Consider the following 19,533-nt stretch of genomic DNA (forward strand, 5'->3'; position numbering starts at 1 on the left):
TTTATTTTATTTGCAGGTATCTGGATTATTTTAGTTATGCGGATTTACTTGTTGTGATATCGCTGGCATGGTATTATCCTGCCCCGTTAATTATACTGTTGTTGCCCGGTCGCAGGCAGCAGTTAAAAGACGCTTACTGGTCTGGATTTTAGTCCAGATCCAATTATTTATACTTATTATTAGGAAAAGATTATGTCTTTCACTTTTGAAGCACAAGTACGTTCTGACCTTGGGAAAGGTGCGAGCCGCCGCCTACGTCACGCTAACAAATTCCCTGCTGTAATCTACGGTAAAGGCGAAGAAGCAATCTCTATCGAACTAGAGCAAAACGCAATCAACAACGCACAAGCTGGTAACGCTGAGTTTTTCTCTTCAGTTATCACTCTTGTTGTTGACGGTAAAGAAATGGCTGTAACTGTTCAAGCTATGCAACGCCACGCGTTCAAGCCAAGAATCCAGCACATTGACTTTATGCGTGCTTAATAACGTATTGTGATAAAAAAGCGCCATGTTGATGATTCAACATGGCGCTTTTTTTACGGTTTTTTACAGACTATCTGCGCAATTGCCCGATCTGGGTCTCGTTCAATCCCTTCAAAGTAATGCAAACATTCCCAATCACTGAACATCTGTTTTAATTCCCCCAACTGTAATAAAAATGCATCACGGTTAGGTCGACCAAACTGCCTATTTTCAACAGTAAACGTTTCATAAATGACAATACCGCCAGAGCATACAGCTTGCTTGATATCGTCAATGAGTGGGCGATGTAAATAGCGAAATACCACAACGCCTTGATAGCTGTTAGGTTGTAATTGCTGTTGACCCTCTTCAAAATTAACTTGCCAGCATTGCTCGGCACTAATGCCAGGGGTGGCCGCTATACTGGTTAATGCCGCTTGGTTGTTATCGGCGAAAACCGTTGGTATCTGCTGCTGTTGTAAATATAAACCATTGCGACCAGCGCCACAGGCTAAATCTAACACGGGTTTACCGGCGCTTTGAAATAACGAACTGTATTGCTGTAGTAGTACCGATGCTGTCATAGGGAACCCTTAAGCGATTGCTAACCATGACATCACATCATGGCTTTTAGCTACGCCAAGGATGTAGGCGAAAATCGCAATAGCGATAACACTTGCCCATAAACGGATCACGGCGGTTTTGCCGCGTTTAATGGCGATAGTACCAACAATAATATAGGCGATAAGCGCGATTAATTTTGCGGTTAACCAAGCATCCACAAACGGGTATTGTTGGATCGTCACCATTAAGTGACCAGCTAGCAGTATAAGCAGGGTATCAATGATGTGCGGTAATATTTTGATTACCTTATTTTGTAATAATGCTGATTCTGTGACCGACAAAATTGAACGAAAAATAAAGAAGGTGATACTAAGGTAAGCCATGCCCATGTGCATGTGTTTAACAAATGCGTAATCCATTGTAGTTGCCTGTTGTAAAGTGATGTGGTTAATTTATTAAGGGGGTAAATTTACTTCCGCCTTAATATACGTGCTCGCGTAGCTTTCGATAAGAAGCATATCTAATTGTTACTGGGTTAGATAATGAATGCAATGGTTTGGTTATACATAGATTTTTAATTTCATATCTTAAGGGCTTGGCTTAAGATAGAGACAGTATACAAATTGGGAACTTACTAGCATGCGATTTTATCTTTTACTCTGCTTATTACTGTCTTCTTACGCTTATGCACAGCAAAGTGCGAGTGCCTTTGATCCTGCGGCAAAAGTTGCTACGGCGCAGATTTTATCAACGGCGAACGGCGTTAATGGCGCAACGGTATTATCAATGGGCTTAAAAATCACCTTAGAGGATGATTGGAAAACTTATTGGAGTTCTGCTGGATTAGCGGGGGCGCCGCCAAGCATTGATTGGCAAGGTTCCGAGAATTTAGCCAATGTTGAATGGTTATGGCCTATTCCAACGCGGATGATGGTATATGACGTTGAGACCTATGGTTATAAACACGAAGTTATTTATCCTTTGCAAGTGAGCGTGCTTGACCCAAGTAAAGCGTTATCATTAACAGCCAAAACCACCATGTTGGTATGCCGTGAAGTCTGTATACGTGCGCAGGTTAATCTTGTGTTGAACTTACCGGCGACTGACAGCAGTATCGATAAAGCATCAAGCGCGCAGTTACAAGCTTATGTCGCCAATGTCCCCGTCGATATCAGTGCGACTTCTGCATCATTACAGCAACTGGGCTGGGATAGCGCATCATCACAATTGATCATTGAAGTGGCAGGATTAACGCACCCTGTTATTGATGGCTTTGTGGAAGGCGTGGACTTTACCTTGTTTAGTCGACCGCAAATCAGTCAACAAGGTGGGGTGACGCGCTTAACTATGGCTGTTGAGGATATGGCGGGCACCCCGGCACGACTCGATCCTGAGCAAGCGCTAAAAGTAACGCTTACCTCTGAACAAGGGGGGATTAGCTTTACTGATAAAATTACCCCGACGGTTATTGAGCAAACCTTACCAAGTTGGATTTATATGCTATTGCTGGCTGTTGCTGGTGGTTTCATTTTAAATTTAATGCCGTGTGTACTACCGGTATTGTCGATTAAATTATTAGGGGTGGTTGAATCGGTCAGTGAATCGAGTGCGCAACGACGGATTAACTTTTTATTAAGTGCCGCTGGTATTTTTGTCGCCTTTTGGTTATTAGGTTTACTGTTTATTGGCCTTAAATATTTTGGTATTGGCTTTGGTTGGGGCGTGCAATTTCAATCGGCGGCGTTTTTATTGGTGATGATCCCAGTGTTGGTACTATTTGCCTTAAATCTGCTCGATAAATTTGATGTGCAGTTACCACAGAGTTTGATGGATAAATTATCGGGTTCAAACAAAGGCCATTTCTATCAAGGTATTTTTGCGGTGTTATTAGCAACACCGTGTTCTGCGCCTTTCTTAGGTACTGCAATTGCGTTTGCATTAGCCGGTTCAAGTTGGCAAATTATGGTGATATTTAGTGGCTTAGCATTAGGTTTATCACTGCCGTATTTATTAATTTCGACCTGGCCAAATTGCGTGACAGTTATGCCTAAACCGGGCATGTGGATGGTTCGTTTCCGTCAATTTTTAGCGGTATTAATATGTGCGACCTTAGTGTGGTTAATTTGGCTATTACAAGCGCATTTAAGCCTGATGTTGTGGACTGGTTTTAGTCTTATCATTTGTGCCATGGTTATATTGTTAATTATGAAACCGGGACCACGAGCTTTGGTGAGTACCTTTGCGGTGTATTTATTGTTAGCGAATACCATTATTTGGTCTCCGGCATCGCTATCTGGTCGTGGAGGGGCAAGTACGCAGTCAAATTCAGCAATACAATGGCAAGCATTCGAACCGGAAAAAATAGCCGGATATATTGATGAGGGGAAAACGGTGTTTATCGATATTACTGCTGATTGGTGTATTACTTGCGTGGTTAATGACCGCGCCGTATTACAGCGTAGCGATATTATCAATCGCTTAAACGCTGACAACGTGGTGGCGATGAAAGGCGATTGGACTAAACCGGATAAGCAGATTGAAGATTATTTAAAACGTTATGGTCGTTACGCGATTCCTTTTAATCAGGTATTTGGTCCGGCATTACCGCAAGGTAAATTGCTGCCAGAACTGTTAACGAAAGATGCAGTGGCGCTAGCGTTAACCCAAGCAGGGCAATAAATAGGACGTTCTGTTGCCTTATTATTACCGCCTAAATCGAGCAAGACAAAAACGAATGCAAACTAAACGCATCAAACGTTTTGTCTTGCAGTTCGATATTTTTGCTGTTCTAATTGCGATCTTCTGAATTTATACAAGATTAATTTTATTGTTTGGCGATGGATAAGGCACAGCAAAGTGCAACTAGCTCGCTAATTAATAGAATAGATATACGATGAAAACAGTCACTGAAACTTTAGCGCACCCACGTTTAAAACGTGAAATGCGCCTGCAAAATGCAATGATCACTATGTATTGTAAACAACATCATGTTTATCAAGGTAAAGTGTGTCGAGAATGCGATCGTCTACAACAAATGACGGCACGTAAATTAGCATTTTGTGAGAGTGGTACAGAAAAACCAACCTGCGCAACCTGCACTGCGGTATGTTATACCCCGATAGTCGCGAAGCAAGTAAAGACTATTTATCGTTGGGGTCGCCTGCGTATCTGCTTACGACACCCCATTTTAATGGCGCTATACTGTTTTGATAGCCTCAAGCCAAGTCAAATGCCAAAGCCTAAGTTACTAAATCTGTAGCGGACTGATGCTTAAATTGGTAGCTTAATAATGCTTTCAATTTATCGTTGGCAATGATGCAATCTGGTTTGCTGTTGTCGCTGGTAAAGCGGGGTACTGTAATGCCGAGTTGCTTGGCACCTTGTTGATAAAATGCTTGTCTGCTAGCATGCTGATCGCAGCAGGCATTGAATATTTGTCCCCAACATTGCTGTTTTATCACGGCCTGAATAACGCCAATCGCATCACTCTGATGGATCAAATTGACTGGTGATGCACCCGCATCAAAAATATGCCCGTCTGCGCTTTTTTTCGATAAGCTTCGCGTGGGATTTCTATCTTCGCTAATCAGTCCTGCAAAACGAATTATGGTGTAATCAATATCTTGCTGTTGTTGTATCAGCTGTTCTGCGGCGTACACGGTACTGCTCGGGTTTAATGTCGATGTTTCTGTTAGCGTGTTATTGGTTTTTTGATAGATGCTGGTGGAACTGACAAAAATAAATTTACCCACGTGATATTGTTTTAACATTAGCAGTAATTGCGTTATTTGCTCTGCCAACGGGCTATCTGCATGATTACCGCGGCTCGCGGGTAACAGACAGACGGCAATATCTTTATTGGCTAATAAACTCTGCCAATCACCTTGTGGCTCACTGGTCAGTGTTGCGCTAACCGCTGGAATACCCTGAGCGACTAAGTTTGCTGTTTTGTCGGCATGACTGCAACTTACTGTTAACGGGTAGTCTTGCGCACGTAATGCACGTGCTAGCGGTTTACCTAACCAGCCAGCGCCTATGATGGCAATGCTGGGTAATTTATTTGTGCTCATATCAATCGCCTGTATATCAAGTTAGATACAAGCGTAACGATTTTTTGTTACAATAGCGATTGATAACCTGTCGTCACCTAAACTAAAGAGAAAACCATGAGTAGATTTATAGATAGCTGGGCTATCGTGCATATTGATGATTCTTACAATGCATCAGTATTAGGTAGCAGAGGCACCAAGCTACACTGGTGTAGTGGCCGTAAAGAAGCTATAGAGTTTATTTATGGCGAGTACTTGGCTATTCTAGCTGACACTGGCGAGATGGATGGTGAGTTAGTGTTTGCCGCGAAGCAACGCTTTAAGGTATTACAAGCACAAACAAATTCAGATGAAGAATGGATTGAACACGTTAACGAGCTAACCATCGATTTACGCCATATTGTTTGGTTTGGTAGCATTGCCGACATGGCAGAATTGAATAATGACTTCGCCTGTGCAGTACGTGAAGTATATTGGGAAGAGTTCGGCGAATATGACGAAGATGATCCAACAGCCTTTGTACCTGAAGATGAATGGCTTAACTTGTCTGAAGCTTTAGTGGAATATTTAGGCCGCGCAATCGTCTAATGTAATGACACTGTTTACTGGCAACAGATTAACGTATCGAATTTTGCTTAATACGTTAATCTATTCTTACTACTCCGCATTTTTAAGTCATAGACTTACACATCAAAATTAGCTACATTAACTGTTTATTCATACAGTCAGTAATTGCTAACATCATGAAACTTTATATTGCCGAAAAACCCAGCCTTGGTCGTGCTATTGCCGACGTATTACCCAAACCTCACAAAAAACAACAAGGTTATATTGAGGTTGGTAATGGCGATGTAGTGTCTTGGTGTATTGGTCACCTACTCGAACAAGCCGAACCTGACGCTTATGATGATGCTTATAAAAAATGGCGTTTAGAACACCTACCGATCGTACCTGAAACTTGGCAATTAAAGAAAAAACCGAATACCAGTAAACAGCTAACCGTATTAAGAGGGCTTGTCAAAAAAGCCACTAGTTTGGTGCATGCGGGTGATCCTGACAGAGAAGGGCAGTTGCTGGTGGATGAAGTGATTGAGTTTCTTAAAACACCGGCAAAAAAGAAAAATACCGCGCAACGCCTGTTAATTAGCGATATGAACCCCGCAGCGGTAACCAAAGCCTTAAATAATCTACAACTCAACAGCGATTACATTCCTTTGTCGGTATCCGCTTTAGCGCGTTCGCGTGCCGATTGGCTCTATGGCATGAACATGACTCGTGCTTATACCTTGCAAGGCCAAAAAGTCGGGTATCAGGGTGTCTTGTCGGTCGGGCGAGTGCAAACCCCTATCTTAGGGTTAGTGGTCAGGCGTGATATCGAGATAGCCAATTTTGTCAGTAAGCCTTTCTACGAAGTATTGGCGCATCTACAAACCCAGCAGCAAGACGCATTTACAGCCAAGTGGAAACCGAGCGAAGCCTGTCGTCCGTATATGGATGAGGATGGTCGGGTATTGGTAAAAAAATTAGCTGAAAATGTGGTGAGTCGTGTCCAAGGTCAAATGGGCGAAGTGACCAAGCTGGAAAAGAAAAACAAACAACAAGCAGCGCCACTTCCTTACAATTTATCGTCACTACAGATTGATGGCGCTAAGCGTTTTGGCATGAGCGCGCAGCAAGTATTAGATACCTGCCAAGCCTTATACGAGCGTCATAAACTCATAACGTATCCACGTTCTGATAGCCGTTATTTACCCAAAGAACATTATGCTCATCGTGGCAGTGTGATTAAGGCGATAGCTAATACCAGCAGCTCATTAAATCAAGCTGCGCTAAATGCGGATCAGAGTTTACGCAGCAAAGCTTGGAACGATGGCAAGGTGGAGGCGCATCATGCCATTATCCCTACCGAAAAAAGTAGCAATGTCGACCGACTCAATAGCAGCGAAAAGAATATTTATGAATTAGTCGCAAGGCAATATCTGTGTCAGTTTTATCCGTCTTATGAATATGCCGATACCGTGGCTGAAATTACCATTGCTGGTGGACTGTTTATTGCCAAAGCAAAAATGACCTTAAAGCAGGGGTGGAAAGTCTTATTTCCGAAATCAGCAGCGAGTGATAGCAAGCAAACTGAAGCTGAAAAAGAATTAGCTGCGCAACTACCCACCATTAAAAAAGGGGAACAGGTATTATGCCAGCAAGCCGAGTGTGTTACAAAGCAGACTCAGCCACCGAAACATTTCAGTGATGCGACCTTACTTGCGGCCATGACGGGGATCTCGCGTTATGTACAAGACAGTGAAATCCGTAAAATATTAAAAGACACCGATGGACTGGGAACCGAAGCCACGCGCGCGGGGATTATTGAACTGTTATTTAGACGTAATTTCCTCGTGCGTAACAACAAGCTAATTTTATCTACGGACGCAGGAAAAGGGCTGATTAATGCCTTGCCTGAATCGGCGACATTACCGGATATGACCGCGCAATGGGAATCGGTACTTGATGGTATTAGCAAAAAAGAAGCCAGCTATCAGCATTTCATGGGCGGACTATTACAACAACTATCTGGCATGATTGACCAAGCTAAAGCGACACTGCCGGATGGTTTACGTGGTCTTTCAAGTGGTAAACCTGCAGGACGTAACTTTAAGAAAAAACCAGCAGCAAAGCGTAGTTACAAAAAATCATAACGTTAAAGTGATTATTGGCGCTGTATTTATATAAGGCTGCATTGCATTTATATAAAATTGTACCGCTATTGTGATAATTCTGTGATGAACAATTTGTTTAAATAGACCATGATTACTACATGGGAAGTTAACCAAGCAGGTAACGGAATGATTATTAAGTCTAAAAAAAAATCTCAAGCAAGTGAAAATGATGTTATTGCGGAACCGGTATATCAGCAACGTCGACAATTCCTCAAACAATTAGGTCTTGCTGGTGTGGGACTTGCGGCCGCTAGCCCTGCGCAAGCCAGTATCTTTGATATTTTTTCTGCTGATAAGAGCAAAACCAATAGTCAGGCATTTGCACAATCGCCCCTGACTTTAACCGGCAGTAAAGATTACGCTAATGGTGAGATCTGGACACCAGAGAAAAAAGTGCTCTCGCATAATAATTTTTACGAGTTTGGCACAGCTAAAACTGACCCGCAAAAAAATGCGCAGGATTTTAAAGTCGAACCTTGGACGTTAACGATCACCGGCGCCGTCGAAAAAGAAATTACCTTAGGCTATGACGACTTGTTTAAAGTGGCGGATTTAGAAGAACGGATTTACCGGATGCGTTGTGTGGAAGCATGGTCGATGGTGATCCCGTGGACGGGTTTTTCACTGGCTGAAATCATCAAAAAAGCCAATCCGACATCGAAAGCCAAATATGTCGCGTTTGAAACCTTGTACGACCCGAAACAAATGCCAGGTCAAGCCTCTGCTTATCTTGGGGGGAGTCTTGATTGGCCGTATGTCGAAGGACTACGTATGGACGAAGCGATGCACCCACTAACTATGCTGTCAGTTGGTACCTTCGGTAAAACCCTAGCGCCGCAAAATGGGGCGCCAATACGTTTAGTTGTGCCGTGGAAATATGGTTTTAAAGGCATTAAATCGATTGTAAAAATTCACTTGTTAGAAAAAGAGCCACCAACTACCTGGAATCGTCTTGCTGCACGTGAGTATGGTTTTTATGCCAATGTTAACCCCGCAGTGGATCATCCACGCTGGAGTCAAGCGTCTGAACGTCGTATCGGTAATGGCAGTATTTTTTCATCTAAACGTATTAAAACCTTACCGTTCAATGGTTATGCAGAAGAAGTGGCGAGTTTATACCAAGGAATGGATCTGAAGAGGTTTATTTAATAATGCCAGTGCTAACTTACAAACACATGCCGTATTTGAAAGCCTATATTCATGTGCTGGCAATTATGCCATTAATATATTTGGGGTTAGCAATAGACGCTGATGCATTAGGTGGTGATCCTGTGCAAGCGGTGATCCATTTTTTAGGTAAAGGCGCATTAAATTTATTGGTATTAACACTCGTTATCTCACCGTTAGCTAAACGTTATAAGGAAGGTTTGTTGATTTCGACACGCCGTCTTATTGGCTTATATTGTTTCTTTTATGCAAGTTTACATTTAACTGCGTTTGCCTGGCTCGATCAGGGGTGGGATATCGGCTTGTTATTCCAAGAGTTGGTTAAAAGGCCATATATTTGGCTTGGTATGATCGCGTTTGTTATTTTACTCTTGTTAGCGTTGACCTCTCCGATGTGGGTGCGACGTAAAATGAAACAAAACTGGCAAAAATTACACAACCTTGTTTACCTTGCTGCTATCTTAACCCCTGTTCATTACTACCTTTCGGTGAAATCTGGCTGGATAGAACCTATTATATATGCCCTATTAATGGTGTTGTTGCTATTGCAAAGAAGAAAATAGCGATAAGAATTACTGGGTAATATTTATTGTTGGCTGATGACTTTATATTGTTCTGATCTTTTGCAATTAACCTACCTTCCCCCACTCTAGTTGACTTCGCCAAAAACAAAAAAACACAGGATTATTCTGAGCAAAAAATTATTACTATCCAGTGTAAGTGTTTTGTATATATTATAGATGGTTACATTTTTTAACAAAGTATAACCATCTAGTTCATAGATATTTTGGCGTTCTTAAACTAGTGTAGTTGTATATCCCTACCTCATGCGAGAAAGAAGTGCGGGTTAATTATTGTGTGATGTGCTCATTAACGACCGTTCGACATAAGTTGACGTAAGCTGACGTAATTCTTCACAACTTGTCATATCCGCACTCTTGTTTTATATAAAGCGACATAAGTTGACTCAATATTGCGTTGTTTTATAAAGGATTTTCAGAATCAGGTTTTCTTTGATCTATTGCACTTTTTTTTAATTGACCTTACTTTACACTGCTATAAACGCTATAATTACCCCACATTCTATAGGCCCTCATTGTTGCAGGAGTTAACATGAACCAACAGACAAGTAGTACAGGAACTGAAAAAAAAGGCGAGTGGAAATTATTCATCTTTCTCACCATATTCTTATTTCCGATCCTCGCAACCATTAGTGTATTTGGTTATGGTTTTGTTATTTGGATGAGTCATATCCTTTTTGGTCTACCAACACATTAATCAAATTACTCAACTAATCATTATCCAGGTATTACAATAATGAAAAAATTATTTTCTATGATCGCGCGCTCTTGGCGTGTATTTAGTAAGCCAAGTAAACATATCTCTTTAGGTGTTATTACTTGTGGTGCTTTCCTTGCTGGTATTATTTTTTGGGGTGGTTTCAATACTGCACTGGAAGCAACCAACACTGAAGCATTCTGTATTTCTTGTCATAGTATGAAAGAAAATAACTACCAAGAAATTCAAAGTACTATTCATTGGTCTAACCGTAGTGGTGTTCGCGCTACTTGCCCAGATTGCCACGTACCGCATAAATGGTCTGATAAAATGGCCGCTAAAGCACGTGCAAGTAAAGACGTATTTGGTTGGTTATTAGGGACTGTTGATACCAAAGAAAAATTCGAAGCTAAACGTTTGCATCTCGCGCAAAACGAATGGGCACGTTTTAAAGCCAATGGCTCACTTGAATGTCGAAACTGTCATGACTACAAGAGCATGGATTTCACTAAAATGTCTGAGCGTGCACAAGTGCAAATGCGTAAAGCGGCAGAACGTGATCAATCTTGTCTAGATTGTCATAAAGGTATTGCGCATCATTTACCTGAAATGGATACGTCTGCGATCAGTGAACTGGGTAAAATGGCGAGAAACCTTGAAGGTCATTCGTTTGAAGTTGGCAAAGAGTACTACTCACTGGTACAAACACCACTTTATAAAAATGACAAAGAACCTGAGTACCTAGGTGTATTAACACCTGCGACTAAGTTTAAAGTGATTGCAGAATCAGGTAACCGTCTAGAAATTGAATTAGTCACTTGGCATAAAGCTAAAGGTTACGGTCGCGTACTGTACTTTGATTTTGCTAAGAACATTGTTCAAGCAACACTGTCAAAAGAAGCATCACAAGATGAATCATTATTCGTTCGTGGTGATAAGAGAGAAGATGATTTAACTGGTTTACCTTGGGAACAAGTAACGTTCACGCTATGGGTAGATAAAAAAGGTTATGAAGAAAACCTACAAAACATTTGGGATTATGCGAAAGGCGCTTACCAAACAACCTGTAGTGTTTGTCATACCCAACCAGCAGAAGCTCATTTTGATGCCAATACTTGGGTTGGTATGTTTGCCGGTATGCAAGGCTTTGTGAACTTAGATGGCGATACGCATGATGTTATCTTGAAGTATCTACAAAACCATTCATCTGATTACAGCAAAGATGCTCACTAATTCAAAGAGAAATATGACTATGTTTAATAAAGACAAAAAGTCTAATAATGACAATGTATCGGTAAGTCGTCGCTCCTTTCTAAAAGGGGTGATGGCGACATCTGCAGTGGCGGTGATTGGTCCTAGCTTGTTAGTACCAAATACAGCAAGCGCGGCTACTATGGCTGAGCGTGCAGAATGGAAATTAACTGGTTCGCACTGGGGTGCGTTCCGTGCCAAGATTCATGGCGGTAAAGTTACAGAAGTGAAAGCGTTTGAATTAGATAAATACCCAACGGACATGCTAAAAGGCATCGAAGGTATTATCTATAGCCCATCACGTGTACGTTACCCTATGGTACGTTTAGATTGGTATCTAAACCGTGAGAAGAGTGACACAAAACAACGTGGTGACAATCGCTTCATCCGTGTTACTTGGGATCAAGCATTAGACATGTTCTACGAAGAACTAGAGCGTGTTCAGAATACTTATGGTCCATCTGGTCTACATACTGGTGCTAACGGTTGGCGTGCCACAGGTCAATTACACAGCTGTGGTAGCCACATGGCTCGTGCGATCGCAATGCACGGTAATTCTGTAAAAGATGTGGGTGATTACTCAACCGGTGCTGGTCAGACAATTCTACCTTATGTACTTGGTTCGACAGAAGTATATGCACCGGGTACATCATGGCCGTTAATCCTAGATAACAGTAAAACTATTATCTTATGGGCGACGGATCCAGTGAAAAACCTACAAGTAGGTTGGAACTGTGAAACGCATGATAGTTTTGAATACCTAGAACAGCTAAAAGACAAAGTTGCAGAGAAGAAAATTCGTGTAATTAGTGTTGATCCCGTGAAGAACAAAACTCAAAACTTCTTGGGCAATGAACATCGTTACATCAATCCGCATACCGATGTACCTTTCATGCTGGCTGTTGCACACACTATGGTGAAAGAAGATCTGCATGATCAGAAATTTATCGATACTTATGCGCTTGGTTTCGATAAATTCTTGCAGTATGTGCAAGGTGAAACTGAAGACAAAGTAGAAAAAACACCGGAATGGGCAAGTGCAATCTGTGGTGTACCTGCTGATGAGATCCGTGATTTTGCACGGTTAATCTCAAATGGTCGTACTCAACTGTTATTTGGTTGGTCAATTCAACGTCAACAACATGGTGAACAACCATATTGGATGGGCGCGGTATTAGCGACAATGATAGGTCAAATTGGTCTGCCTGGTGGCGGCATCAGTTATGGTCATCACTATAGCTCGATTGGTGTTCCTAGCTCTGGCGCTGTTGGTGCGGGTGCATTCCCACGTAACCCTGATTCAGGCAAGCCAATTCGTCACGAAAGTAAAGACTTTAAAGGTGCCAGCAGTACATTACCGGTAGCGCGTTTCGTTGATGCATTGCAAAACCCAGGTAAAGTGATTGATGCCAATGGCTCTAAAATCACTTTCCCAGATATTAAAATGATGGTATTCACGGGTTGTAACCCTTGGCATCGTCATCAAGATCGTAACAAGATGAAAGCAGCATTCCAGAAATTGGAAACTGTGATCGCGATTGATTACAACTGGACAGCAACATGTCGTTTCTCTGATATCGTATTGCCCGCTTGTACTCAGTACGAACGTAACGATTTAGATATCTATGGTTCATACCGCGCCAAAGGTTTACTGGGTATGAAGAAGCTAGTTGACCCACTGTTCCAATCTAAAACTGACTTTCAGATCTTTACTGAACTAACGAAACGTTGGGGCAAGAGCAAAGACTATACCCAAGGTAAGAGTGAAGTGCAGTGGTTAGAGCAGCTTTATAACGAATCTAAAACGGCCAATGCCGGTAAATGGGAAATGCCAGACTTCCACGAATTTTGGAAAGAAGGTTACTTCCATTTTGGTGACGGTGAAAACTGGACGCGCCATGCTGACTTCCGTGAAGATCCTGAAGTGAATGCCTTGGGCACACCTTCTGGTTTCATTGAGATCTACAGCCGTAAGATTGCTCGTTTTGGTTATGAACACTGTAAAGGTCACCCAATGTGGTTCGAGAAAGAAGAACGCTCACATGGTGGTCCGAAATCAGATGAATTCCCAGTATGGATGCAGTCTTGTCACCCGGACAAACGTCTGCATTCACAAATGTGTGAATCAGAAGCGTTCCGTGCGACTTACACAGTACAAGGTCGTGAGCCTGTGTTCATGAACTCTGCTGATGCGAAGAAACGTGGTATTAAAGACGGCGACATCGTCCGCGTATTTAATGACCGTGGTCAGCTATTAGCAGGTGCGGTAGTTGATGATAACTACCCTGTAGATGTTATTCGTATTCAAGAGGGCGCTTGGTATGGTCCTGTGGATGAAAGCATTGGCGCGTTAGATACTTATGGCGATCCAAATACCCTAACAATCGATATCGGTTCTTCTGAACTTGCGCAAGCAACATCAGCGAATACGTGTCAGGTTGAGTTTGAGAAATTCAAAGGAAAAGCACCGGCTGTTACTTCATTCGGTGGTCCAAAAGAAGTTGTTTAATTAACGTAGCAATGCATTAATTAGTCAGTATAAATTAAGTCTAATGGTCGATGTTGTGAAAGCAATATACGATTATTAGGCTTTTTTTTTGGCTTAAGCTTTCTTGCTCTGTTGACTGGTGTATCATGCCTGTCATATCTCCTTTATTAGTGAATTCCATGGCTTTAACAGCAACGATTTTAAAAGCAAAAGTATCTATTGTTGATCTCGACAATCATGTTTACCTTAACGATATCCCGCTAACCCTTGCACAGCATCCGTCTGAGAACGACAATCGTTTAATGCTACGTTTGTTAGCATGGATGTTAAACGTTGATGCAGAAGCGCGTTTAAGCTTTACTAAAGGCTTAGGTGAAGATGAAGAACCTGATATCTGGTTTAAGTCTGATATTGGTGTAATCGAACAGTGGATCGATCTGGGTCAACCATCGGACAAGCGTTTAAAGAAAGCCAGCAACCAATCGCAGAAAGCGACAATCTATACCTATGGCGGTCGTAGCGCAGGTTTATGGTTTAAGAAGATTAAATACAGCGCAGACAACTTATCAATTCAATACATTGATGATGAAACGGCAGAGCAAATGGAAAAGCTATATAGCCGTAACATGGAACTACAACTAATGATCCAAGATGGCGACATTCAAGTTATGTCGGGTGATGTGACTATCGCAATCAAACCTGAAGTTTGGTGTTAAGCAGTCGGCTTGATTAGATAGAGCGAATGAGTAACGACGCCGTAAAATTAAGCTTCGTTACTCATTATTTATTGAGGTAATTATTACCTTAACAACGACCTAACAATCACCTTAAATATTGCCTTAATCAGGCTTTTAATTTTTGTACGCCACTGACAACCAGCAACACCATAAAGCCTGCCAATAATCCGACTAAGCCATCGATTACAATCGGTGCGAGAGTACTGATGACCACGTTATGTACTAAGGCCTCTGGTAACATAGTCAGTAGCGTGTGGACGACATCGTGAGATCCTGGAATACTGTGCAGGACAATACTGCCACCAACCAAGAACATAGCAACGGTCCCTATCACCGCTAATGAGCGCATCAGTTTTGGTGCGAAAGTCAGTAGGCCATTACCCAAGTAATATTTTAGTGTTTTTACTTGGCTATTATTGACTAAGTATAAACCGACATCGTCCATCTTGACGATGCCAGCAACTAGACCATACACGCCTACAGTCATGAGTAGGGCAATTAAGCTCACCACGGTTAACTGCGTTGTTAATGATTGAATTTGTACTGTGCCTAAGGCAATAACAATAATTTCGGCAGATAATATAAAATCGGTTCTAATCGCGCCTTTGACTTTTTGGTTTTCGAACTCTTCAACTGACAGTCCAGCTAATGCATCATCGTCGCTGTCATTCTCATCCGCGGCTGTCGATTTAGCATGATGAAGCTTCTCGGCACCTTCAAAGCACAAAAATAAGCCGCCGATAAGTAACAGGGGGGTAATTAACCAAGGGGCGATAGCGCTAATAAGGAGTGCGGCAGGTACTAGAATCGCTTTGTTCTTAAAAGAACCTTTAGCGACTTTCCAAACCACGGGCAGTTCGCGGTCGGCGCTGACACCGGATACTTGTTGGGCGTTGAGTGCCAGATCATCACCTAACACACCAGCGGTCTTCTTCGCGGCGACTTTTGTCATTAGTGCGACATCATCCAGTACCGATGCAATATCATCGAGTAGGGCGATTAAACTTAATCCAGCCATGGTTGCTCTCCTGTGAGCTAAATTGGTCTACCAGTTTCATAAAAAGTCTTATAAAACAGTATAAACAAAAAGATACAACCAGTATAAATAAAAAAACCTGCTCGGGAGCAGGTTTTTAGGATTAATCTTCTTCGTGACCATCGTCGATGATTTCAGCTCTTGGCTTTCTCTTCATCGGAGCGAAACCGCTATCCACAGCACTTGCCATTGAATCGCGCATAGATTGTTTCTTCTCTTGCTTCGGCGCTGTGTTCTGCTTGTGCGTAGGAGCATTTTTATCACCTTTACGCGCCAGCTTGGTTGGGCGACCTTGATTGCTAGCCGGCAAGCGTTTCTTCGCTGGTTTTGGTTTAAGGCCTTTAAACTTAGCTTCAAAACCTTCTAGCATAGTGCAAGGCAGTTTTACTTTTAAGTAGCTTTCGATCTTACCAAATGAAAGCCAATCTTTCGGGCTTACTAGTGAGATAGCAATACCTGTTGCGCCAGCACGACCAGTACGACCAGTACGGTGAATAAAGTCTTCTGGGTTAATCGGTAAATCAAAGTTGATAACATGGCTTAATGTACGGATATCAAGACCACGAGCGGCAACGTCTGTTGCAACTAATACTTCAACACGACCACGGCGGAAATCTTCTAAGGTACGTTTACGTTGATTTTGTAACATGTCACCGTGAATTGAAGTGGCATTGATATCGTTATCAACTAATAATTTTGCTAGACGTTCAGTATCTGATTTTGTTGCAGTGAAGATCAACAGTTGGCGATAGTCTTCAGTCTTAGCAATATGGACTAATTGTTCTTCTTTGTGCGTTAAATTGTCAGAGAAATACAGACGCTGTTCAATCTTTTCATGTTGATCGTTTGAACGGTTAATCTCAATACGTTCTGGTGCGCGTAATACTTGGTTACAAATATTTGCTACATCAACGTGCTCTAGTGTTGCAGAGAACAGCATAGTTTGACGTTTTACGTTTGGCGCGCTGTTTGAAATTGCAGATACGTCATCACGGAAACCCATGTCTAACATACGGTCAGCTTCATCTAGCACTAAAAATTCTAAGTGCTCAAGTGAAATAGATCTGCCACGGATATGATCAAGCAGACGACCTGGTGTCGCAATTAACACCTCTGGATTTTTACGCAGTAATTTTTCTTGGTGTTGAAACGACTCACGACCAATAATCAATTGGATTTGATAGTCTAGGCTCATGCCCAAGTGTTTCATGTTTGCATGTACTTGGATCGCAAGCTCACGTGTTGGTGCTAAGATCACAGCACGTACAGCACGGTGCTCGAAACGACGTTGCTTTAACATACGTTGTAATATTGGCAGACCATAAGCAATGGTTTTACCACTACCCGTTTGCGATGTAGCCATGATGTCACAGCCACCTAAAATAAGTGGGATAGCTGCTTCCTGCACCTCTGTTGCTTGTTCAAATCCTAAATGTTCGATTGAACTGATTAAACGTGGGTCGATACCGAAATCTTGAAAGCGCAAAGAAGCTACCTCTTAAATAGAATTGAATAAATATAATTGCTAGAAAGCATTTATGGGGCAGGAACTATATAGGAGCATTGCTCAAATTCCAACCCTATTTTCTAGTCGATGCTTACTATTGTACAGCATAAACCGAGCAGGCTAGCAGAAATAAACCATTATCCTCTTTTAAAAACCTTATAGGAATTTTGTATTAGTGAAAAAACAGCAGATATTCAAGCAATTTTGGCAATTTTGGCAATATTGGCTAAATTTATTAGATAAGAATTAAAAGGATGACAGGTATGCGAGCGATCAAGGTCGATTCCAATAAAATAATTTTACAGTCTTCGTTATTCAGTAAAATACGAACGTTAATATTAATTATGTTAGCGTCTGTGATTGCCGTTATATTCATTACTATTGCAGTGTTGAGTCAACAAGTGGCACCGCTGCAGGCTGAAATATTAACAACGCTGAAAACAAATTTGCTACTGGTTACATTACCGTTATTACTTACCGCCCTGGTTATTTCGAAGGTGGTATTACAGAGATTGATTTCTCAACCTTTAGCGATACTGCAGCAACAATGCCAAGCTGCGGCTGCGAATAGTGACAGTCCTTATGCATCATTTAGTTCTCCTTATATTGAGTTAGACGGGCTGGTGGATTTACTGAATTCACAGCAGCAGAACATGGCTGAAGCTAAGAGCAATAAATTACAGCTCGCGCAATCTAAGCAACATTTTGTCGAAAACTTAACGAATGATATTCGCACCCCAATGAATAGTATTTTGGGAACTGCTGAGCTATTGTGTGAAATGCCACAAGATATGAAATCAGCAGAATATTTGAAGTTAATGCAACAGTCTGCCACCCATATGCAAATGGTGCTAAATGATGTCGTGGATTATTCTAAAATAGAGTCGGGAAATTTAGAGTTAGCAGAAGTGCGTTTTGATTTATTAGCCATACTAGATCGGGTTTATACTTCCCTGCGACCATTAATAAATCATAATTTACGGGTACGTTTTAGTTTGAATTACGATGAAGATTTACACCGCTTCTATATTGGCGATCCGGTTCGCCTGCAACAAGTGTTAGTTAACTTGGTCGCTAATGCGTTGAAATTTACCGATAGAGGATTTGTAGAGCTCAAAGTCATCTGCAGTCAGGTTGATGATAGCCATGAAAACGGTGAAATGGCTGATCTTGTTTTTACTATTAGTGATTCGGGGATCGGTATTCCAGTGACCAAGCTAGCGCACTTATTTGATAACGAACAACTGCCGTATAATCATAAGTCGAATGACTTACCTAGTGGTGGTCTAAGCTTAGCCATTTGCTCGCGTTTAATTAACCTGATGCAAGGGCATCTACAGGTGGACAGTACGTTAGGTGAAGGGGCGCAGTTTAAAATAAATTTAAGATTACTTCGTGCTTATCAATTACGTGCTCAGCATATAGTCGGTAGTAATGATCTCGCCGTCGATAAATTAGCGGGACTGAAAGTATTACTGATCGAAGATAATAAAATAAATCAACTGGTCGCTCAGCAAATGATGACACAGTTGCAGATGCAGGTCGTTACCGCAAATAACGGTTTAGCAGCGCTAGAGCTCATGCCTAAATATAACTTTGATGTTATTTATATGCAGATACCAGGTGCGGATGGTATTGCGACCACTAAAATGTTGCGTTCTGGTTGCAGTGATAATACTAGTTTTAGTCATAATAACACCCCCATTATCGCGTTAGTTGAGGATGCCTTAAAGTTTGATTTACAGAGTTGTTTGCATGCTCAGATGCAAGGCTGTATTAATAAACCCATATCCAGACAAGGCTTAATTGATGAGACTGTGCGTGTACTCGGTTTTGAGCTGCCTGTCTCTGATGTGGTATTACCGTTCAATAAAAAAATAAAAGTCGGCTCAGAAGAATAATTTTAATCGACTATCCTCAGTTATGCAGGATTTACTTATGCGACCATCATGCTTTTTAGCGCAAGCTGGTCGGTAATATCAAGGTTCAGTTCATCACACGCTTCTTCAAATGTTTTACCTAAATGGCAAATGTACATTTCAATCGCGATAAGGTGATTCTGTAATGCTTGTTGCTGTTCCATGATAATAATCTCCATCAGTGTTTATTAGCCGTTTTATGAGTGAATAAACTAGTCTAGTTCGCTAATTTCTGTCTAGCATTTCGTTAATATTACAGGTTGTTATGTTTATAATTGTTAACCCACGCACATTTATAGCGTTTTAATGCTTGTATATACCAGTGGGAATGACTCAGAATTGAGCATTTATTCAATGCGAT

At 41.6% G+C, this 19,533-nt stretch carries 18 protein-coding genes; 12 read left to right on the plus strand and 6 right to left on the minus strand.

Annotation, left to right across the window (positions count from 1 at the left end):
• Nucleotides 1-192 precede the first annotated feature (192 nt).
• A complete protein-coding gene (gene rplY, locus CXF93_RS15550) occupies nucleotides 193-483 on the plus strand; it encodes a 50S ribosomal protein L25 (protein WP_017222473.1) in 291 nt (96 codons plus the stop codon).
• Between the two features lie 53 nt (nucleotides 484-536).
• Here the strand turns inward: rplY and CXF93_RS15555 are convergent, their stop codons facing one another.
• The gene (locus CXF93_RS15555) at nucleotides 537-1,046 is read right to left on the minus strand and encodes a methyltransferase (RefSeq protein ID WP_101063461.1); all 510 of its coding nucleotides are present in this window, start codon (nucleotides 1,044-1,046) and stop codon (nucleotides 537-539) included.
• Nucleotides 1,047-1,055: 9 nt separating this feature from the next.
• Nucleotides 1,056-1,445 (minus strand): SirB2 family protein, encoded by a 390-nt coding sequence (locus CXF93_RS15560; protein ID WP_101063462.1) that lies wholly within the window; start codon nucleotides 1,443-1,445, stop codon nucleotides 1,056-1,058.
• Nucleotides 1,446-1,665: 220 nt separating this feature from the next.
• Here CXF93_RS15560 and CXF93_RS15565 point away from each other — a divergent pair, with 220 nt between their 5' ends.
• Both CXF93_RS15565 and CXF93_RS15570 read left to right on the plus strand, forming a co-directional pair.
• Entirely contained in the window at nucleotides 1,666-3,705 is a 2,040-nt protein-coding gene (locus CXF93_RS15565; RefSeq protein WP_101063463.1) for a protein-disulfide reductase DsbD, read from the plus strand.
• 214 nt (nucleotides 3,706-3,919) lie between these two features.
• The gene (locus CXF93_RS15570) at nucleotides 3,920-4,285 is read left to right on the plus strand and encodes a nitrous oxide-stimulated promoter family protein (RefSeq protein ID WP_101063464.1); all 366 of its coding nucleotides are present in this window, start codon (nucleotides 3,920-3,922) and stop codon (nucleotides 4,283-4,285) included.
• Here CXF93_RS15570 and CXF93_RS15575 read toward each other — a convergent pair.
• Nucleotides 4,266-5,096 carry an NAD(P)H-binding protein gene (locus CXF93_RS15575; RefSeq protein ID WP_101063465.1) on the minus strand — a complete coding sequence of 277 codons (831 nt, stop codon included), beginning with the start codon at nucleotides 5,094-5,096 and terminating at the stop codon, nucleotides 4,266-4,268. The genes CXF93_RS15570 and CXF93_RS15575 overlap by 20 nt on opposite strands.
• Before the next feature lie 96 nt (nucleotides 5,097-5,192).
• Between CXF93_RS15575 and CXF93_RS15580 the strand changes: the two genes are divergently transcribed.
• The 8 genes from CXF93_RS15580 (at nucleotide 5,193) to CXF93_RS15615 (ending at nucleotide 14,689) form a co-directional block, all read left to right on the plus strand.
• On the plus strand, nucleotides 5,193-5,663 hold the full coding sequence (locus CXF93_RS15580) for a hypothetical protein (protein WP_101063466.1): 471 nt from the start codon (nucleotides 5,193-5,195) through the stop codon (nucleotides 5,661-5,663).
• 155 nt (nucleotides 5,664-5,818) lie between these two features.
• A complete protein-coding gene (locus tag CXF93_RS15585; protein WP_101063467.1) occupies nucleotides 5,819-7,768 on the plus strand; it encodes a DNA topoisomerase III in 1,950 nt (649 codons plus the stop codon).
• Nucleotides 7,769-7,915: 147 nt separating this feature from the next.
• Nucleotides 7,916-8,938, plus strand: a complete 1,023-nt coding sequence (gene msrP, locus CXF93_RS15590; RefSeq protein ID WP_101063468.1) for a protein-methionine-sulfoxide reductase catalytic subunit MsrP — start codon at nucleotides 7,916-7,918, stop codon at nucleotides 8,936-8,938.
• Between the two features lie 2 nt (nucleotides 8,939-8,940).
• Nucleotides 8,941-9,519, plus strand: a complete 579-nt coding sequence (gene msrQ, locus CXF93_RS15595) for a protein-methionine-sulfoxide reductase heme-binding subunit MsrQ (RefSeq protein WP_101063469.1) — start codon at nucleotides 8,941-8,943, stop codon at nucleotides 9,517-9,519.
• Nucleotides 9,520-10,069: 550 nt separating this feature from the next.
• Nucleotides 10,070-10,234, plus strand: a complete 165-nt coding sequence (locus CXF93_RS15600) for a periplasmic nitrate reductase, NapE protein (protein WP_101063470.1) — start codon at nucleotides 10,070-10,072, stop codon at nucleotides 10,232-10,234.
• Nucleotides 10,235-10,273: 39 nt separating this feature from the next.
• On the plus strand, nucleotides 10,274-11,467 hold the full coding sequence (torC, locus tag CXF93_RS15605; RefSeq protein WP_101063471.1) for a pentaheme c-type cytochrome TorC: 1,194 nt from the start codon (nucleotides 10,274-10,276) through the stop codon (nucleotides 11,465-11,467).
• Nucleotides 11,468-11,480: 13 nt separating this feature from the next.
• Nucleotides 11,481-13,994 carry a trimethylamine-N-oxide reductase TorA gene (gene torA, locus CXF93_RS15610; protein WP_101063472.1) on the plus strand — a complete coding sequence of 838 codons (2,514 nt, stop codon included), beginning with the start codon at nucleotides 11,481-11,483 and terminating at the stop codon, nucleotides 13,992-13,994.
• Between the two features lie 158 nt (nucleotides 13,995-14,152).
• The gene (locus CXF93_RS15615) at nucleotides 14,153-14,689 is read left to right on the plus strand and encodes a YaeQ family protein (RefSeq protein WP_101063513.1); all 537 of its coding nucleotides are present in this window, start codon (nucleotides 14,153-14,155) and stop codon (nucleotides 14,687-14,689) included.
• 127 nt (nucleotides 14,690-14,816) lie between these two features.
• Here CXF93_RS15615 and CXF93_RS15620 read toward each other — a convergent pair whose 3' ends face one another.
• Together CXF93_RS15620 and CXF93_RS15625 are read right to left on the minus strand one after the other, a co-directional pair.
• Nucleotides 14,817-15,728 (minus strand): DUF808 domain-containing protein, encoded by a 912-nt coding sequence (locus CXF93_RS15620; RefSeq protein ID WP_101063473.1) that lies wholly within the window; start codon nucleotides 15,726-15,728, stop codon nucleotides 14,817-14,819.
• A 121-nt stretch (nucleotides 15,729-15,849) separates the two neighbouring features.
• Entirely contained in the window at nucleotides 15,850-17,232 is a 1,383-nt protein-coding gene (locus CXF93_RS15625; protein WP_101063474.1) for a DEAD/DEAH box helicase, read from the minus strand.
• A gap of 284 nt (nucleotides 17,233-17,516) precedes the next feature.
• Between CXF93_RS15625 and CXF93_RS15630 the strand changes: the two genes are divergently transcribed.
• Nucleotides 17,517-19,154 carry a hybrid sensor histidine kinase/response regulator gene (locus tag CXF93_RS15630; RefSeq protein WP_101063475.1) on the plus strand — a complete coding sequence of 546 codons (1,638 nt, stop codon included), beginning with the start codon at nucleotides 17,517-17,519 and terminating at the stop codon, nucleotides 19,152-19,154.
• 35 nt (nucleotides 19,155-19,189) lie between these two features.
• Here the strand turns inward: CXF93_RS15630 and CXF93_RS22140 are convergent, their stop codons facing one another.
• On the minus strand, nucleotides 19,190-19,336 hold the full coding sequence (locus CXF93_RS22140; protein ID WP_198551686.1) for a hypothetical protein: 147 nt from the start codon (nucleotides 19,334-19,336) through the stop codon (nucleotides 19,190-19,192).
• Nucleotides 19,337-19,533: the final 197 nt, after the last annotated feature.

Source organism: Moritella sp. Urea-trap-13 (assembly GCF_002836355.1).
Taxonomy (GTDB): Bacteria; Pseudomonadota; Gammaproteobacteria; order Enterobacterales; family Moritellaceae; genus Moritella.

Excerpts from the sequence above, each read along its gene's own strand:
- rplY (WP_017222473.1), top strand. The coding sequence starts at position 193 with ATGTCTTTCACTTTTGAAGCACAAGTACGTTCTGACCTTGGGAAAGGT.
- CXF93_RS15555 (WP_101063461.1), bottom strand. The coding sequence starts at position 1,046 with ATGACAGCATCGGTACTACTACAGCAATACAGTTCGTTATTTCAAAGC.
- CXF93_RS15560 (WP_101063462.1), bottom strand. The coding sequence starts at position 1,445 with ATGGATTACGCATTTGTTAAACACATGCACATGGGCATGGCTTACCTT.
- CXF93_RS15565 (WP_101063463.1), top strand. The coding sequence starts at position 1,666 with ATGCGATTTTATCTTTTACTCTGCTTATTACTGTCTTCTTACGCTTAT.
- CXF93_RS15570 (WP_101063464.1), top strand. The coding sequence starts at position 3,920 with ATGAAAACAGTCACTGAAACTTTAGCGCACCCACGTTTAAAACGTGAA.
- CXF93_RS15575 (WP_101063465.1), bottom strand. The coding sequence starts at position 5,096 with ATGAGCACAAATAAATTACCCAGCATTGCCATCATAGGCGCTGGCTGG.
- CXF93_RS15580 (WP_101063466.1), top strand. The coding sequence starts at position 5,193 with ATGAGTAGATTTATAGATAGCTGGGCTATCGTGCATATTGATGATTCT.
- CXF93_RS15585 (WP_101063467.1), top strand. The coding sequence starts at position 5,819 with ATGAAACTTTATATTGCCGAAAAACCCAGCCTTGGTCGTGCTATTGCC.
- msrP (WP_101063468.1), top strand. The coding sequence starts at position 7,916 with ATGATTATTAAGTCTAAAAAAAAATCTCAAGCAAGTGAAAATGATGTT.
- msrQ (WP_101063469.1), top strand. The coding sequence starts at position 8,941 with ATGCCAGTGCTAACTTACAAACACATGCCGTATTTGAAAGCCTATATT.
- CXF93_RS15600 (WP_101063470.1), top strand. The coding sequence starts at position 10,070 with ATGAACCAACAGACAAGTAGTACAGGAACTGAAAAAAAAGGCGAGTGG.
- torC (WP_101063471.1), top strand. The coding sequence starts at position 10,274 with ATGAAAAAATTATTTTCTATGATCGCGCGCTCTTGGCGTGTATTTAGT.
- torA (WP_101063472.1), top strand. The coding sequence starts at position 11,481 with ATGACTATGTTTAATAAAGACAAAAAGTCTAATAATGACAATGTATCG.
- CXF93_RS15615 (WP_101063513.1), top strand. The coding sequence starts at position 14,153 with ATGGCTTTAACAGCAACGATTTTAAAAGCAAAAGTATCTATTGTTGAT.
- CXF93_RS15620 (WP_101063473.1), bottom strand. The coding sequence starts at position 15,728 with ATGGCTGGATTAAGTTTAATCGCCCTACTCGATGATATTGCATCGGTA.
- CXF93_RS15630 (WP_101063475.1), top strand. The coding sequence starts at position 17,517 with ATGCGAGCGATCAAGGTCGATTCCAATAAAATAATTTTACAGTCTTCG.
- CXF93_RS22140 (WP_198551686.1), bottom strand. The coding sequence starts at position 19,336 with ATGGAACAGCAACAAGCATTACAGAATCACCTTATCGCGATTGAAATG.